21 protein-coding genes are annotated in these 16137 nt (G+C 70.7%); all 21 read left to right on the forward strand.

Annotated features, from left to right (window positions below; genetic code table 11):
- A partial coding sequence (locus tag RIN80_RS10455; protein WP_309095297.1) for an HNH endonuclease occupies nucleotides 1–164 on the forward strand: 164 nt, incomplete at its 5' end.
- Nucleotides 165–166: 2 nt separating this feature from the next.
- Nucleotides 167–523: a hypothetical protein gene (locus tag RIN80_RS10460; RefSeq protein ID WP_309095259.1), complete on the forward strand. Its 357-nt coding sequence runs from the start codon at nucleotides 167–169 to the stop codon at nucleotides 521–523.
- 6 nt (nucleotides 524–529) lie between these two features.
- The gene (locus RIN80_RS10465; RefSeq protein WP_309095260.1) at nucleotides 530–970 is read left to right on the forward strand and encodes an AAA family ATPase; all 441 of its coding nucleotides are present in this window, start codon (nucleotides 530–532) and stop codon (nucleotides 968–970) included.
- A 298-nt stretch (nucleotides 971–1268) separates the two neighbouring features.
- Nucleotides 1269–1574 carry a hypothetical protein gene (locus RIN80_RS10470; RefSeq protein WP_309095261.1) on the forward strand — a complete coding sequence of 102 codons (306 nt, stop codon included), beginning with the start codon at nucleotides 1269–1271 and terminating at the stop codon, nucleotides 1572–1574.
- On the forward strand, nucleotides 1571–3127 hold the full coding sequence (locus RIN80_RS10475; protein WP_309095262.1) for a terminase: 1557 nt from the start codon (nucleotides 1571–1573) through the stop codon (nucleotides 3125–3127). The genes RIN80_RS10470 and RIN80_RS10475 overlap by 4 nt, the downstream gene beginning before the upstream one ends.
- Nucleotides 3121–3330, forward strand: a complete 210-nt coding sequence (locus RIN80_RS10480; protein ID WP_309095263.1) for a hypothetical protein — start codon at nucleotides 3121–3123, stop codon at nucleotides 3328–3330. The genes RIN80_RS10475 and RIN80_RS10480 overlap by 7 nt, the downstream gene beginning before the upstream one ends.
- Nucleotides 3327–4730 (forward strand): phage portal protein, encoded by a 1404-nt coding sequence (locus tag RIN80_RS10485; RefSeq protein ID WP_309095264.1) that lies wholly within the window; start codon nucleotides 3327–3329, stop codon nucleotides 4728–4730. Before RIN80_RS10480 ends, RIN80_RS10485 begins: the two co-directional genes overlap by 4 nt.
- Nucleotides 4702–5487, forward strand: coding sequence for an HK97 family phage prohead protease (locus RIN80_RS10490; protein WP_309095265.1), 786 nt, complete (start codon nucleotides 4702–4704; stop codon nucleotides 5485–5487). The genes RIN80_RS10485 and RIN80_RS10490 overlap by 29 nt, the downstream gene beginning before the upstream one ends.
- Nucleotides 5488–5555: 68 nt before the next feature.
- Nucleotides 5556–6806 carry a phage major capsid protein gene (locus tag RIN80_RS10495; protein WP_309095266.1) on the forward strand — a complete coding sequence of 417 codons (1251 nt, stop codon included), beginning with the start codon at nucleotides 5556–5558 and terminating at the stop codon, nucleotides 6804–6806.
- 89 nt (nucleotides 6807–6895) lie between these two features.
- Nucleotides 6896–7297 carry a hypothetical protein gene (locus tag RIN80_RS10500; protein WP_309095267.1) on the forward strand — a complete coding sequence of 134 codons (402 nt, stop codon included), beginning with the start codon at nucleotides 6896–6898 and terminating at the stop codon, nucleotides 7295–7297.
- Entirely contained in the window at nucleotides 7297–7818 is a 522-nt protein-coding gene (locus tag RIN80_RS10505) for a hypothetical protein (protein WP_309095268.1), read from the forward strand. The genes RIN80_RS10500 and RIN80_RS10505 overlap by 1 nt, the downstream gene beginning before the upstream one ends.
- 11 nt (nucleotides 7819–7829) lie before the next feature.
- On the forward strand, nucleotides 7830–8660 hold the full coding sequence (locus RIN80_RS10510; protein WP_309095269.1) for a hypothetical protein: 831 nt from the start codon (nucleotides 7830–7832) through the stop codon (nucleotides 8658–8660).
- The gene (locus tag RIN80_RS10515; protein ID WP_309095270.1) at nucleotides 8661–9113 is read left to right on the forward strand and encodes a hypothetical protein; all 453 of its coding nucleotides are present in this window, start codon (nucleotides 8661–8663) and stop codon (nucleotides 9111–9113) included.
- Nucleotides 9114–9121: 8 nt separating this feature from the next.
- Nucleotides 9122–9451: a hypothetical protein gene (locus RIN80_RS10520; protein WP_309095271.1), complete on the forward strand. Its 330-nt coding sequence runs from the start codon at nucleotides 9122–9124 to the stop codon at nucleotides 9449–9451.
- Complete coding sequence (locus RIN80_RS10525) at nucleotides 9451–9624, forward strand: hypothetical protein (RefSeq protein ID WP_309095272.1); 174 nt, start codon at nucleotides 9451–9453, stop codon at nucleotides 9622–9624. The genes RIN80_RS10520 and RIN80_RS10525 overlap by 1 nt, the downstream gene beginning before the upstream one ends.
- Nucleotides 9624–10103: a hypothetical protein gene (locus RIN80_RS10530; protein ID WP_309095273.1), complete on the forward strand. Its 480-nt coding sequence runs from the start codon at nucleotides 9624–9626 to the stop codon at nucleotides 10101–10103. Before RIN80_RS10525 ends, RIN80_RS10530 begins: the two co-directional genes overlap by 1 nt.
- Nucleotides 10104–10106: 3 nt before the next feature.
- Nucleotides 10107–10613 carry a hypothetical protein gene (locus tag RIN80_RS10535; protein WP_309095274.1) on the forward strand — a complete coding sequence of 169 codons (507 nt, stop codon included), beginning with the start codon at nucleotides 10107–10109 and terminating at the stop codon, nucleotides 10611–10613.
- 13 nt (nucleotides 10614–10626) lie between these two features.
- Nucleotides 10627–11073 (forward strand): hypothetical protein, encoded by a 447-nt coding sequence (locus tag RIN80_RS10540; protein WP_309095275.1) that lies wholly within the window; start codon nucleotides 10627–10629, stop codon nucleotides 11071–11073.
- Nucleotides 11074–11209: 136 nt separating this feature from the next.
- Nucleotides 11210–13987, forward strand: a complete 2778-nt coding sequence (locus RIN80_RS10545) for a hypothetical protein (RefSeq protein WP_309095276.1) — start codon at nucleotides 11210–11212, stop codon at nucleotides 13985–13987.
- Nucleotides 13988–14956: a phage tail protein gene (locus RIN80_RS10550; protein WP_309095277.1), complete on the forward strand. Its 969-nt coding sequence runs from the start codon at nucleotides 13988–13990 to the stop codon at nucleotides 14954–14956. It abuts the gene before it with no gap.
- On the forward strand, nucleotides 14953–16134 hold the full coding sequence (locus RIN80_RS10555) for a siphovirus ReqiPepy6 Gp37-like family protein (RefSeq protein ID WP_309095278.1): 1182 nt from the start codon (nucleotides 14953–14955) through the stop codon (nucleotides 16132–16134). The genes RIN80_RS10550 and RIN80_RS10555 overlap by 4 nt, the downstream gene beginning before the upstream one ends.
- Nucleotides 16135–16137: the final 3 nt, after the last annotated feature.

The following is a 16137-nucleotide window of genomic DNA, read 5'->3' on the forward strand; positions in this document are numbered from 1 at the left end:
GCAGCCGCTGGGCCTTCACCCTCGACCACGCCATCCCGCTGAGCCTCGGCGGTGACCTCCTCGACCCCGCCAACGCCCGCAGCGCACACCGCCGCTGCAACTCGGCACGCGGCAACCGCATCACCCAGACCCTGCCGCAGGCCCGAGCATCGAGGAGATGGTGACTATGAGCGACGGAGAGCAGGACTACGGAGCGCGACGCGCCTACCAGCAGCGCTGCGCCCAGGTGCAGGCGTACGACTGGGCCACCCGCGCCACCGCCGAGTACAACCAGGCCATCCGGCACGAGGACGACGCCCGCGCACGCCAGCACCACGACAACGCATGGCAGCGCGACCGCATGGCCGACGAGCAGCGCCTGGCCAAGTTCCACGGTGTACGGACCACCGAGGCCCTGCGCCTTGCCGAGATGTGGGCCCGCGTTGCCCTGGCCCTCGCCGACGGCGAGCTGCCCGTCACCAGCGTGCTTGAGGTGCGTGGACAGCATCCGGACGCTGACGGGGCCGAACTCGCGCAGGGGTGACGCAGCGTGCTGTACGTCATCACCGGCCCGCCAGCCGGGGGCAAGAGCACATGGATCCAAGCGCACGCTACGCCCCGTGACATCGTCATCGACATGGACCGGATCGCTTCGGCGCTCACCGGCCCGGGCGCACCGGCCTGGAACCAGGACCCCGTCGTGCAGCGCGTCGCCCAGCGCGCACGGTTCGCCGCCATCGACGAGGCGGTCAAGCACCTGGATGACGTCGACGTGTATCTGATCCACACCATGCCCGGGCCCAAGGCGCTGGCCCGCTACCGCAGGCTCCGTGCGCGCATCGTCGTGGTGGATCCGGGCGAGGACACAGTGCGTGAGCGCGTCAGGTCCATGCGGTCGGCCGGCATGGACCGGGTGGTCACCCGGTGGTACCGGCAGTACCGGCAGGCAGGGGCACACCCTGTCACCACCCAGACCTCACGCGACTGGTGACAGCAAGCCACGACCGACGACGAGCACGACGAATCACCCCGAAACGATCAACGATCGAACCTCGCGAGCGACGTGATCACGGCTCAGGGCGGGAGAGTGGGTCCAAAGTTCAGAAGGCAGCCGGGCGACCCAAAAGCCCTTGTCGCCCGCTTCTCTCCCCGCGCCGATGGTCCTGATGCACGCGAGCTCAGCTCAGCTGCATTAGTGACGCTCCGTGACAGTCTGCACCGTTACATTCCGTAGTTGCTTCCTTGTCACGTTCAGTGACTGTATGTCTGGCTACGGGGGGTGATGTCCAATGAGTGATGCTCCGAAGCGGCGACTGCGACGGGGTGCAGTCGCCGCGGCGACGACGGCCGAGCTTAAGGACCTCGGCGTCGACCCCGCCGCCAACGCCCAGGCCGCGGCCGCGTTGCGCCTGGCCGCCGAGCTCGACTCGGCCCCCGACCCGAAGGCGGCTGCCACCGCTGCCCGTGAGCTGCGCCAGGCCATGCAGGTGGTGCGCGCGGCCGCGCCGCCCAAGGAGCGGGGTGACAAGATCGACCAGCTTGCCGAGCGGCGCGCGCAGCGGCTCTCTCCTGCGGCCGCTAGGGACGCCACGTGATCGGGTGTCAGACGCCGCGGATCCTGTCCGTGCCGTGGCGCCGGTACGTCGGCACCGGCCGGTGGGACGGCGTCGAGGACCAGGAGGCGCTGGACTTCCGCTCGCCCGCCGGGCAGGAGTGCATCGAGCTCGCCGAGGACGCTGGCCTGAAGCTGGATGCGTGGCAGCAGCTGGCCCTGCACCATTCGCTCGAGGAGGACCACGAGGGCCGGTGGGCGTCGCTGGACGTCGTCCTCAACGTGGCCCGGCAGAACGGCAAGGGCGGGTTCCTCGAGGCGCGGCAGCTCGGCGGCGTGATCCTGTTCGGCGACGAGCTGATCATCCACACTGCGCACCAGTTCAACACCGCGCAGGAGTCGTTCCTGCGTCTGGACAAGATCATCGAGGGCTCGTACTCCCTCAGCCGCCGTGTGAAGCGCGTACGCCGCAGCCACGGCGAGGAGGGGTTCGAGTTCTTCAGCGGGGCCCGTATCCGCTTCCTGGCCCGCGGCGGTGACAGCGGCCGTGGCTTCTCGGGCGACCTGGTCATCATGGACGAGGCCATGAAGCTGAGGGCCGGGCCGATCGGCGCCCTGATGCCGGTGCTGTCGGCCCGGCACAACCCGCAGCTGGTGTTCACCGGGTCGGCCGGCCTCGGCGAGGAGAGCGAGCAGCTGGCGCTGCTACGTGCCCGGGCCCTCGCCGAGGGAGACCCAGATCCCTCGCTGACGTATCTCGAATACTCCATCGACCACCACGTCAAGGAGTGCCCGACCGACGCCGAGGGCCGCATCGTCTGCGACCAGCACGACAACCGCGACGACGAGGCCTCGTTCGCCCGGGCCAACCCCGCACTCGGCATCCGCATCCGGACCTCGTACGTGCTGCGTGAGATGCGGGCGATGCGGCCGGACCTGTTCGACCGCGAGCGGCTCGGCGTCGGCGACTACCCCGAGGTCACCGACGAGACCTGGCAGGTCATCGGCAAGGCGGCGTGGGAGGCCCTCGAGGACCCGGCGTCGCGCCCCATGGACCCGGTGGCGTTCTCCATCGAGACCACCCCTGAGCGGACATGGACGGCCATCTCCGTGGCCGGCGCGGCCCCCGACGGGGGCGTGCACGTCGAGGTCGTCGCGCACCAGCCCGGTACGGACTGGGTCGTCGACTGGGTCAAGGTGCGTGACCGGCGGTGGAACCCGTGCGCGTGGGTGATCGACGAGGGCGGCCCGGCCGGATCGCTGGTGCCAGCGCTGCGTAAGGCCCTGGCGTACGAGGACGACGACGACCGTGAGGACCGCTCTGAGCTGGTGGTTTCTCCCAAGGTCCGGCAACTGACGCAGGCCTGCGGCCAGTTCTACGACCGGGTCACCGAGGGCACGCTGCGTCACCGCGGGCAGGCCCCGCTGGCGGCCGCGCTGGCCGGCGCCAAGAAGCGTGACGTCGGCGACGCGTGGCTGTGGGCGCGCCGGTCGGACGGCGTTGACGTCAGCCCTCTGGTGTCCAGCACGTATGCCGCCTGGGGCTGGGAGATCTACCACGACGCCGAGCAGGAAGGACCGCCGAACGTATGGTGAAGATCGCGAGGCTGCGGCCGACTCGGCAGCAGTCGCTGCTGGGGGCCGAGGCCGCGTTCGTCGTCCTGTTCCTGGCCGGTGTGGCGATGCTGTATGTGCCCGCTGCGCTGATGCTGGGCGGGGTGCTGGGGGTCGTGGCCACCGAGCGTGAGATGGCCCGTCCTGGGCCCGTACAGCCGCGCAGGAAGGGGGCCCAGGGATGAGCCTGTTCGGTCTGTTCGAGCAGCGCAGCCTCGAGAACCCCGCGCTGCCTCTGACGTCCGAGGCTGTCGCCGACTACCTCGGCGCCGTGCCGAACGAGTCGGGGACGGCGGTCACGGAGCGGACGTCGCTGCACATGCCGGCCGTGTGGCGGTCGGTCGCCCTGATCGCCGGAGTGTCCGCACACCTGCCGCTGCACACCTACGTGCAGGGCACCAGGGACCGGGCCAAGGCGCCGCTGCTGACCGATCCACACCCGGAGCTGACACCGCTGGAGCTGTGGCGTCTGCCGTACGTGCACCGGGTGCTGTGGGGGAACGGCTACCTGCAGAAGGTCCGTAACCGGGCCGGAGTGGTCGTCGAGCTGTGGCCGGTCATGCCCGACCGCGTCCGCGCCGGGAAGGTGAAGCCCGACGACCTCCTGCCGTCCGGGAAGGTGTTCGAGGTCACCGACGACTGGGGCGTGCGGCACGCGATGACGTCCCGGGAGATCATGCATATCCCCGGCCTGGGCTACGACGGCGTCACCGGCTGCTCGCCCGTACGGCTGGCTGCCGAGGGCATCGGCCTGGCCCAGTCCGCCGAGAAGAGTGCCGCCCGCCTGTTCGGCAAGGGCAACATCATGGCCGGCGTTCTGCAGACCGAGCAGCGGCTGAACCCGGACCAGGCCGACGCGCTGAAGAAGCGCTGGGCCGCCAAGATGGGCGGCTGGCGCAACAGCCAGGAGATCGCCGTCCTCGACTCGGGCGCCTCCTTCAACACCGTCACGATGCCCTACAAGGACGCGCAGTTCCTGGAGTCGCGTGAGTTCCAGAACACCGAGATAGCCAGGATGTTCGGCGTTCCGTTGTTCCTGCTGATGGAGACCGCCAAGAGCACGTCCTGGGGGACGGGCCTGGAGCAGCAGGCCGGCGCCTGGGTCGTGTTCGACCTCGCCCCCACGTGGCTGTCACCGACCGAGCAGCGCATCACCAAGGAGCTGCTGCCCGCGAACCAGTACGCCAAGTACAGCGTGCAGGGGCTGCTGCGCGGTGACAGCTCCGCGCGGGCGACGTTCTACCGGGCAATGCGCGACGTCGGGGCGTTCTCGTCGGACGACATCCGCGGGTTCGAGGACCTGCCGCCGCTGCCCGCGGGCAAGGGCGGCGACGTCTACCTCCAGCCCACCTACATGGCGCCGCTCGGCGTCAACCCGCTCGCACCGGACGCGCCGCCGGCGGAACGCGCCCGCGAGACGATCCGACTCCTGCAGAACGAGCAGCTGCCGGCGGCCGTCCGCGCGGCCGCGCTGATGGCCGAGGCGCAGCGGCTGCTCACCACGCCACCGGAACCGAGCCAGAACGACCCCGCACCCGAGCCGGAGGAAGGCACCGATGAGGACCCTGACGAGGACAACGACTGAGGAGCGCCGCCGCCTGCCGCTGTCCACGGCGGGCCTCTCCATCCGCGCAGACGGCGAGGGCGGCGGCGAGCGGTTCACCGGCTACGCCTCCGTGTTCAACTCCCGGACCAGCATCGGCAATCCGCTGCGCTGGGGGTTCTACGAGGAGGTCGCCCCGGGAGCGTTCGCCAAGACGATCAGCGAGGGTGACGCTCGCTTCCTGATCGACCACGACAGCTACTACGTGGTGTCCCGGGTGTCGGCCGGCACCCTCGAGCTGGCCGAGGACTCCAAGGGCCTGCCCGTCGACTCGGCCCTGGACCCGGCCCTGTCGTACGTCAACGACCTGAAGGCCAACGTCCGGAACAAGAACATCACCGGCATGTCGTTCGGCTTCCAGGTCGTCAAGGACGACTGGCAGCTGATCGACGTCGAGACCAAGGACGGCGACACCGTGCAGGCCGAGCTGCGGATCCTGCGCGAGGTCAAGCTGTTCGAGGTCTCGGCCGTCACTTTCCCCGCGTACGAGGACACCGAGGCCGGCCTGCGGGCCGTGGCCACCGCCCTCGTACACCGCGGCGACAGCGCCGCAATCGAGCAACGGGCGCAGTACCGGCCCGAACTGCTCGACCTGCTGCAGACGATCGACCGCGAGCCGGGTGAGTCCACTCGCGGCACCGACACCGACACCGAGCCGGCCGATGCCACTCGGCTGTCACGTACCTCGGTCGACCGCAGGATGCAGGCCTTGGCCGCCCGGTACGGCCTGGCCCGCTGACCCACCCGACACCGCCGCCCCGGCCACGGCCGGGTGCTCGGCATGCCCTGGAAAGGGGAGCACGACCTATGTCCACGGAGACTCTGGCCCGGCGTCAGCGCCTGGTCGACGAGCAGAACACCGTCTGGCAGCGCATGCAGGAGATCATGCAGACCGCCGAGGCCGAGAACCGGGAGCTGACCGCCGAGGAGCGGCAGAACTGGGACCAGGCCGAGGCCCGCCTGACCGAAGTGTCCGGCGACCTCGAGCGCCTCGAGCGGATGGCTCAGCTCGGCAGCGTCGACCGCAACCAGATCATCACCACCTCGGACCGCGGCGACGACGAGGAGGCGGACGCCGCCCGGTACGCCGAGGCGTTCGGCCTCTACCTGCGACACGGGATGGACGGCCTGCAGGCCGAGCAGCGGCAGCTGCTGCAGGGCGGATTCAACCGCCTGGACTCGCGCGCCATGGCCACCACCCCGGACACCGCCGGCGGCTACCTGGTGCCGGACACCTTCCGCAACACGATGACCGAGACGATGAAGGCCTACGGCGGCCTGCTCAACATCTGCCAGGTCATCACCACCGCAGACGGCGGGGACCTGTGGTGGCCGACCAACGACGACACGGGCAACGAGGGCGCCCTGCTGTCGGAGAACCAGCAGGTGCCCGAGCAGGACATGGCCGTCGGGCGGCGCGAGCTCAGCGCGTACATCTTCACGTCGAAGCTGGTGAAGCTCAGCTGGAAGCTGATGCGGGACTCCGCGTTCGACATCGAGTCGTGGCTGCCGCGCAAGCTCGGCGAGCGCATCGGCCGCGCGGCCGCGGGCTACCTGATCACCGGCAGCGGTGTGAAGCAGCCCGAGGGCCTCGTCACCCAGGTCCGCGTCGGCAAGACCGGCGGCGCCGGACAGACCACCTCCGTCGTCTACGACGACCTGGTGGACCTCGAGCACAGCATCGACCCCGCCTACCGTGGGCAGAACTGCCGCTGGCTCATGAACGACCAGACCCTCAAGGTCCTGCGCAAGCTCAAGGACGGCGACGGCCGCCCGCTGTGGGTGCCCGTCCCGGCCCCGGGCTTCGCGTCCACGCTCAACGGCTACCCGTACACGATCGACAACAAGATGCCGGTACCCGCCGCATCCGCCAAGTCGATCGTGTTCGGCGACTTCCAGGCTGGCTACGTCGTGCGGCAGGTGCAGGGCGTGACCACGATCCGCCTCAACGAGCGGTACGCCGACTACCTGCAGTCCGGGTTCTTCGGCTACGCCGAGCTGGACGGCATGGTCGACGACCCCTCCGCGATCGCCGCATACGAGCACGCCGCGGCCTGACCCCCGCACCCGCCCGGGGCCGCACACTCCACGCCGCGGCCCCGGGCACCGCCATGCCCTGACCCACCCGCCCTTGAGGAAGGGACCCCATGAACCCGTACAACAACACGCGGGTGCAGCGCACACTCGCGCCGGCCGCCCGCACCGCGACAGCGAACGGCACGACCGTCGACCGCGCCGCCAGCGGCGCCCGCTACCAGGACGCCCTGGTCGTCATCGACACCGGTGTCGTGACCGACGGCACGCACACCTTCACCGTTCAGGAGTCGGCCAACGGCACCAGCTGGTCGGCCGTCGCCGACGCCGACCTGCAAGGCACCGAGCCCGTGGTGACGTCCGCCAACGACGACACCGTCTACGAGCTCGGCTACGTCGGCGGCGCCCGCTACCTGCGCGTCGCCGTGACCGTGGCCGGCGCAACGAACGGCGGCATCTACTCCGCGGCGGTCGTGCTGTCGAACGCTCGCCGGGGACCGGCGGACCGCAGCTGATGGCCACCATCCGCGTACTGCAGGCCATCAGCGGCCCCGACTTCTCCTGGCTGCCCGGCGACCTGGTCGACCTGCCCGATGACGAGTCCGCCAAGTGGGCCGACTCCATCCGGGCCGAGCTCGTCGACCAGGCCCCGTCGGCCGCCCCGGTCGACAGCGACCCCGAGGCGCCGGCCAACTCGCCTGCGCCGGCCAACCCCGCCGCCCCCGGCACCGCCGACGACCCCGGCGCCGGAGGCGGCGAGGACAGGGACGACGACCCCGACCAGTTCAACCCGGCCGACCACAACGTCAAGGACGTCCTGACGTACCTCGACGGTGTGGGCGAGGAGGAGGCGCTGCGCGTGCTGCAGGTGGAGGAGAACGCCGAGGAGCCCCGCAAGGGCATCGTCGGCCAGCGCGGTTCGATCCTCGAACGCGCCCAGGCCAACGACCAGACCAGGGCCGACCAGACGCCCGTCGAACGGGCCGCCGAGACGTCCCGCGGCGGCGGCCGCGGCGACGCCATCGAGACCCGCTGAGGAGGTGAGCCGTGCCGTTCGACCTGGGCGTCACCGCACGCCTGACAGCGGAGTGCCGAGACCCGGACGGCACCCTCACCGACGCCACCACCGCGGCGGTCACCATCACGTTGCCGGACGGCACCACCGCCACACCGCCGGTGACCAACCCGCCCGCGACGACCGGCAAGTACGTGGCCGACTACGTCACCGCCCAGCCCGGACGGCACACCATCCGGTGGCTGTTCACCGGACCGGCCTACGCCTACACCGACGTCCTGGACGTCCGGCCAGAGCAGCCGCCGGCGATCCTGTCGCTGAGGGACGCCAAGAAGCACCTGAACCTGAGCCTCACCGACACGAGCGAGGACGACGAGGTCCGGGACTGGATCAACGCGACGACGACCGCCGTGGAATTCTTCATCGGACCCGTGGCCGTCCGGACCGTGACCGAGGACCACGCCGTCAGCGTCGCCGAGTCCCTCGCCCTGCGCAGGCCTCCCGTGCTGGCCGTGACAGCCGTTGAGCCCCTGCTCAACGGCGGCTCGTCGTACGACGTCGACGACCTGAACGTTGACGGCCCAGTCGGCATCGTCAGCCGCAAGGACGGCGGCCTGCTGCGCGGACCACTGCGCGTCACCTACAGCGCAGGACGGCGCATCGTCGCCGAGAACATCAGCGGCGCTGCCCGCATCATCCTGCAGCACCTGTGGGCCACCCAGCGGCCCACCCGCGGCGGCGGCCTGCCCGGCGCCCGCGACGACTTCAGCGTGACCGAGCCCATCCCCGGCCTCGGCTACGCGATCCCCAACCGGGCTGTGCAGCTGCTCAACCCGGACGACCAAGGACCAGGACTGGCGTAGATGGACTCCCGCATCCCCCAAGTGATCGAGGCCCTCGTCGAGCTGGGCAAGGCAGACCCCGAACTGGAAGGCGTCCGGGTCGCAGACGGCCCCGAAGTCAGCGACACCGCGGCGATGGACTGGCTGGTCATCGGGTTCAACGGTGACCCCAGCGGCGACTTCGAAGCTGCCCAGTCCGTCGCCCAGTTCGTCGGCCTCGGCACCCGCCGCGAAGAGGAATTCCAACTCACCGTCGCGGCCATCTCCAACCGCGGCGACCAGGACATCGTGGCCGCCCGCGCGAAGGTCTACCAGATCGCCGCCCGAGTGATGGCCTGGCTCCACGCCAGCCCCAGCCTCGGCCTGGACGAGCTCGAGGCCGGAGCCGGCGCCACGCGCCTGATGCAGGACCAGACCTCGCAAGGGGCATCGGCCGTACTGCTGCTCACCGTGGCCGGCCGCGGATTCATCTAGGAGGAGACATGGCCGCACTGCCCACCGCAGTGATGCCGCTGACCGGCGGCGCCATCGAGTTCACACCCGCTGCAGGCGGCGGGGACACCTGCCAGACCGGGGCCGGGGTGTTGCTGCTCGTCAAGAACGGCGACGCCAGCTCGCACACCGTGACCCTGGCGACGCCCGGCACCGTCAACGGGCTGGCGATCGCCGACCGGGCCATCGTCGTCCCGGCCGGCGACGAGCTCGGCATCCCGGTCACCAACGACTACCGCAACCCTTCCACCGGACGGGCCGCCATCACCTACGACGGCGTCACGTCCGTGGAGGTCGCCGTGATCCGGGTGCCGGTCTGATGAGCCGCGTCCTGATGAAGCACCCCGATCTGCCAGACCAGCCGATCGAGGTCGACGAGGTATCGGTGCCGCACCACCAGGCGGCCGGCTGGCAGGTCGTCACCGAGCTGCCCGCGCAACCCACGCCCCCGGCGAGGCGCCGGCGGCAGAACCGCAGAGAGGACGAGAGCTGATGGCGACGCCGATCAACCAGAGCATCCGCTACTACCGCCGCGGCACCACGAAGGTGCTGTGGGTGCCGACCATCGCCAACAAGCAGGCGCCGACCCGTACCGAGATCAACGCCGGTACGGCACTGGAGGGCGAGACCGGCGCCATGGCGGGCTGGCAGACCACATCCGGCACCGTGCCCACCGCCGCGCTCGGCTCGCGCTTCACCCCCACCGTCCCGGGCGAGATCACCGCCGCCGACTCTTCGCTCACCTTCTGGGCGTCCAAGGACGCGGACGACGTCAGGACCTTGTTGACCCGTGAGACCCGTGGGTTCGTCGTGTGGATGGACGAGGGTGACGTGCCCGGCCAGACCATGGACGTCTACCCCGTGCAGGTCACCTCGCAGGCCAAGGTCCGCGAGCTCGACCAGGCCGCGCAGATCATGGCCCAGTTCGCCATCACCAGCGAGCCGGCCGAGAACGTCGAGATCCCGGCCTAGGCCATGCCCAGCAGCGTGCAGGTCCTGGGCACCGGGCAGCTGGTGGAGCTGTCCCGCCGCATGCGCGCGGCGGGCGGCCCTCGGCTCCGGCAGAACATGGCCCGCCGCATCCGGCGCGCCGCCGAACCGCTGCAGGCAGACCTGCAGCGCTCCATCACCGGCGTGCAGCTGCCCGGCTCGGGCCGCAAGTCGCGCGGCGGCCCGTCGCCCACCACCCGGCCTCTGCGCCGGACGCTGGCGGGCGGTGTACGGATCAGCGTCCGCCAGGGCGCCAGCCCCGGGGCCCGCGTCTGGATGGACCGGGGGCGGCTGCCCGTCGACGTGCGGAACATGCCGTGGGTCATCGAGGCGGGCAGGGTGCGCCACCCGGTCTACGGCAACCGCAAACGCTGGTCGACGCAGTGGGCCAGGCCGTCCGGCTGGTGGTCGCGCACCACCGACGCCGGCGTGCCCCGCATGCGGGCCGAGGTCGCCCGCGTCCTAGCCGACGTCCGGCGGGACCTTCAGTGAGAAGAGGAAACACGTGATCATCACCCACCTGCAGGAGGACGGCACCGCCGAGCGGTGGTCGACCGACGACCTGTCGGCGATTGAGGCAGCCGACATCGAGAAGGCCATGGGGGACGTCCCCTGGCGTGGCATCGAGATGCGGCTGCAGGCGCAGGACGCGACCGCGCTGCGGGCCGTCGTGTGGGCGTTCCGCCGCCGCACGGAGCCGGACCTCGACTTCGCGACGTTCGACATCCCCGGCTGGCGCCGGCGGATACGGGCCCGCCTGGAGAGGGCGGAGATCGACGAGGCCCTCAACAACGTCATGCGCGAGGCCCTCGCCAAGTCGGAGGACTCCACCATCGACGTCCTCACACCGCACCTGCGGAAGCTCGCCGAGGACCCGGACGACGTCGACGCCGCCCTAGACGACCTGGGAAAAGGCCACTTGACGCGCCGCCACCGGGACTCCGGGGACTGATCCGGGACTACCGGTGGCTGCTCGCGCACTACCTGCACATCCGTCCCTGGGAGATCCAGCACCTGTCCGCTGAGGAGCTGGAGTCCGCCGTGCTGTGGATCCAGCACCACGTCGCTACACGGTGAGGAGGTGACCGGTGGCGGAGCGCCTCACCTTCATCCTCGCCGGGCGCGATGAACTGAGCCGCGTGATGAACGGCACCGCCGACGCGGCGGACCGTCTGCGGCTGCGCCTGGCCGGCATCACGGCCGACGCCGACGGCAACCTGCGCGACCTGCAGGGCCAGTTCCTGTCGCTGGCCGATGCGCAGCGCCGCGTCGACGACCACTCGGCGATCGTGCAGCGCAGCATGAACACGCTGTCCGACTCGACCGACAAGCTGGGCGAGTCGCTCAAGGCGAACCTGATCAGCCTGCTGCCGGCCGCCATCCCGGCGGCCGCGGGCCTGACCAGTTCGGCGGCCGCGCTCGCTGGGCAGCTGGGCGCGGTCACCGTGGCGGCCGGCGCCTACGCGCTCGCGCTCGGCCCGCAGGTCGCCGCCATCAGCGAGGCAGCCGACGCGCAGAAGAAGTACGAGGAGGCCGTCGAGCAGTACGGCGCCACCTCGCAGCAGGCCGTCAAGGCGCAGGTCGAGTACCAGCGTGCGCTGGAGAAGCTGCCGCCTGCGACGCGTGAGGCCGCCATCGCTGTGGGCCTGCTCAAGGACAACTACAAGGAGTGGTCCGACGACCTGGCCGACGACGTCATGGCGCCCTTCACCAAGGGCGTCGCCGTCGCCAACGCGCTGCTGCCGACGACGACCGGCCTCGTGCGGGGCGCCAGCACGCAGTTCGACCGGCTCATCACCCTCGTCGGCGGTGGGATCAGTACCCCCGGGTTCGACGCGCTCAACGACCGGTTCACCCGGTTCACGAACGACACTCTCGACCATGGCGTGGACCGCCTGACGATCTTCCTGGCCAAGCTGCAGAGCGGCCAGTACGACGGTGGTCAGCTGCAGGAGTGGTTCGACTACGCGCAGGAAGCCGGCCCCTTGGTGTTCGACACCCTGGAGAACATCGGCGAGGCCCTGCTGCACGTCCTTGAGGCCGGATCCGGCGTGGGCGTCGGCATGCTCGAGGTCGTCAACGTCCTGTCCGAGATCGTCAGCGCGGTCCCGCCCGGAGCCATCGCGACCATCCTGCAGCTGTCCATCGCGATCAAAGCCGTCGCGCTCGCCACCGCGGGCACGGAGGCGGCCCGCGCCGCCATGGCCGCGCTCGGGGTCCAGATCGCCGCCATGCGTGCATCAGCGACCGGCACACCTGGACGTCTCGCAGGTGTCGGCGCAGCGATCACCGGCCTGTCCCGCACGGCGAAAATCGCCATGGCTGGGACCGGCCTGGGACTGCTGCTCATGGGCCTGGACTACCTGTCGTCCAAGAGCGAGGAGCCCAAGGCGGACGTCGAGAAGCTGTCGACGTCCATCATCGAGCTCGGGCGCTCGGGCAAGGTCGGCGGCGAGGCGCTGCGCGTGTACGGCCAAGATCTCGGGGGCCTGGCCGACAGCCTGCAGAAGGTGGTCGACCCCGAGGGCCTCGACCAGGTGCAGCAGTCCATCATCAGCTTCTTCGGTACCGACTCAACGCCGGTGAAGAACGCCAAGGAGGACATCGACGCCCTCGACCAGGCGCTCGCACAACTCGTGTCGAACGGGCAGGCCGACCTCGCGGCTGCAGGCCTGCAGAACGTCATCGGTCGGTTGAAGGAGCAGGGGTTCACCTCCGAAGAGGTGACGGGCCAGCTCGACGCCTACCGGGATGCGCTGGCCGGGCAGGCCCTGGAACAGCAGATGGCGGCTGAGTCGATGGGCCTGTTCGGCGCGCAGGCGCAGGAGACGCAGGCCCAGCTCGAGGCGCAGCGTCAGAGTGCCGACGGGCTGAGGCAGAGCATTCAGGCGCTCAACGACGTCCAGCGCAGCGGGCTGTCAGGGATGATCGGGTTCGAGGCCGCCATCGACGCCGCCAGCAAGGCGGCCGCCGAGAACGCCGGCGTGCTCGACATGCAGGCCGGGAAACTCGTCCTCAACACCGAGAAGCAGCGCGCGGCCGCGCAGGCCCTGAACGACCTTGCCGGGAAGACCGACGAGGCGGCGGCCGCCGCCCGCGAGTCGGGCGCCTCATGGTCCGAGGTATCCGGCATCTACGAACGGGGTCGGCAGCAGCTCATCAAGAACGCCATGCAGATGGGCCTCAACCGCCAGGAAGCCAAGGCGCTGGCCAACCAGATCCTGCGAACACCGGACAAGACCGCCTACCTCCGCGGGGACATCGCCGACCTCACCCGGAAACTCGCCGACGCCAAGGAGCGGCTGCGGCGTGCGCCGAGCGAGAAGAAGGCGTACATCCGGGGCGAGATCGAGCAGCTGAAGCGGGCCCTGGCCGAGGCGCAGCGCCGCATCAACGCCCTGCACGGCAAGACGATCACGCTGACGACCGAGCACCGCACGATCTACACGGGCAAGGGCGGCCGCGGGCCCAACGCCGGCGCGGCCACGGGCGGGCTGCTCGGCCGGGCGGCCGGCGGCGTGATCCCGGGCTACCCCGACGGCGGGATGGTGCAGGGGCCGGGCACGACCATGTCCGACTCGGTCCTGCTGTGGGGGTCGGCCGGCGAGTTCATGATGCGCGCGGCCGCCGTCGAGCGGTACGGGCTGAAGTTCATGGAGGACCTCAACGCCGGTCGCGTCCACGTCGGGAAGGTTGCGTACCCCGGGCAGCTGGCGGCGCCCGCCAAGGGCGCATCGTCCAGCGGCGGCGGCCGGACGCAGGTGACGTACAACGTCTACCCCCGCCAGTCGGTGATCAGCGTCGAGGACCTGCAGCTGCTGCAGCGGCAGGAAGAGGCGCGCCAGCGCGTAGGGAGGCCCAGGTAGATGCCCCTGATCACGGCGCCGGTCGTCACCCCGCCGCCCGTTCCGCCCCCGGTCGACCTGCCGGAGATTGGCTACGCGTCCATCACGTACATCGACCCGGCCGGCAACCGGTGGCCGATGACCGACCTGGACGCCGACTGGTACACCCTGGCCGAGGGCGTGTCCGGTCTGGGAGCGGCTCCGTACGCGCTGACGTCGGACCCGCATCCGCGCGGCGGCGCCCGGCTGCGGCACGTGCAGCCGCAGCCCCGCACGATCGTGTGGCCAGTCCTCGTCCGAGGCGCGGACCACACGGCGTTCACGCGGAACTGGCGACGCCTCGCCCGGGCCTTCACCCGCACCCTGCGGCTGGGCCCGGGCGGGGTGCGCACCCCGGGCACGCTCGAGGTGGCCCGGCCGGACGGCAGCGCGCGGCGGATCTCCGTGTTCTACAGCAGCGGCTGGGACGGGCGCGGGCAGACCGCGACCGGCATCACGTGGGACAGCGCCGTGCTGACCCTGTGGTGCGAGGACCCGTACTGGGTGGACGTCGTCCCGCAGACCGTGCACCGCGAGACCGGCGCCCAGGAGGACTACCTAGTGCCGTACCCGACGGTGTCGTCCTCCCAGGTCCTGGGCGCCACCACGGTGATGAACCCGGGCGACGTCGACGTCTGGCCGCAGTGGCTCATCACCGGCCCGGCCTCGGCCATCACGTTCACCCGGGAGGACACCGGCGAGGCCTTCACCCTCGACATGTCCGCCACGGTGCACGGTCCGCTGCTGGCCGGTGAGACCGTCACCGTGTCCACCGACCCGCCGCGCGTGCGCTCCGGCACCGACGAGAACCTCGTCGACGGGCTGAACTGGCCCGCAGCCGTGCTGTGGTCGCTGCCCCCGGGGGATACGCCGGTGACGTTCCAGCTGGCCGGCGCGTCCGTCGGCAGCGCCGTCGACCTGACCTTTTACCCGAGGTACGAGACGGCATGACGATCCAGCTGCTGGTCACCGATCGCAACCTGAACGTCCTGGGTGACCCGCTCGCCGGGTGGACCAAGGTCCAGTGCGATCTCAACTTCAACGCGCCCGCTGCCGGGCAGGTGACGCTTCCGGCGTGGCCCGAGTACGTGGAACTGCTGCAGCCCGGCAACCGCATGGTGCTGATCCGGGACAACGCGATCTGGTGCGCGGGCCCGCTGGAGGAACCGCAGGACTACACCTGGGACCTCGGCCAGAACGCCCACCCCGGTACGGTCACCGTCACGTTCACCGACGACCTGGCCCGGGTCGCCGGATACCTCACCTACCCCAACCCGGCCGTGGCGTTCTCCGCGCAGACCACCACCAGCGATGTGGTGCGCAACCTCAGCGGCATGAACGCCGAGCTCATCATCCGCCAGCTGGTCAACGAGAACTGCGGCCCGGGCGCACTGGCCGCTCGGCGCATCGAGCGCCTGGTCCTCGACGCCGTCGCCGGCGTCGGCACCACCCGCACCATCCGCACCCGGTTCGAGCCGCTGCTGGACGCGTGCCGCACCGTCGCCATCGGCGACGGCCTCGGGTTCCGCACCCGGCAGGTCGGCGACGAGATCCGGTTCGGCGTCTACCAGCCCGTCGACCGCACGGGCAGCGCACGGTTCTCGGCCGGCCTGGGAAACCTCAGATCGGTGCGCTTCACCCTGGGTGCGCCGACCGCGACGGCGGAGCTGGTGCAGGGCGGCAACGACCCGAAGAACCAGGCGGCCGAGGGGGAACCGCCCAACGTGCGCGTCTACGTCGAGGTCAACTCGGGCGCGGCCACCGACTGGTACCGGGTCGAGAAACTCCTCGAGCAGTCCGGCAAGGACAACACCAATGGCGAGCTCACGCAGGCCGGCAACCTCGCCCTGGGCGAGGACAACCCGCAGGCCTCCCTGGCCACGGTGACCGTCGACACCCCGGACCTGCAGGCCGGACGCGACTACGGCCTGGGCGACCGCGTCACCATCGCCCTGCCGTCCGGCCTGGAAGTCACGGACGTCGTACGGACCATCCGTCTCGAGGCCACCCCCGACGAGGGCGAGGTCGTCACCTCCGTCGTCGGCAACTCCGACAAGACCACCACCACCGCCACGGTGCGCGTCGCACGTGATCTGGCCCGGCGCGTGGCACGACTGGAAGCGAGGTAGAGC

The organism is Streptomyces sp. (genome assembly GCF_031181705.1).
In the GTDB taxonomy this organism is placed as follows: Bacteria; Actinomycetota; Actinomycetes; order Streptomycetales; family Streptomycetaceae; genus Streptomyces.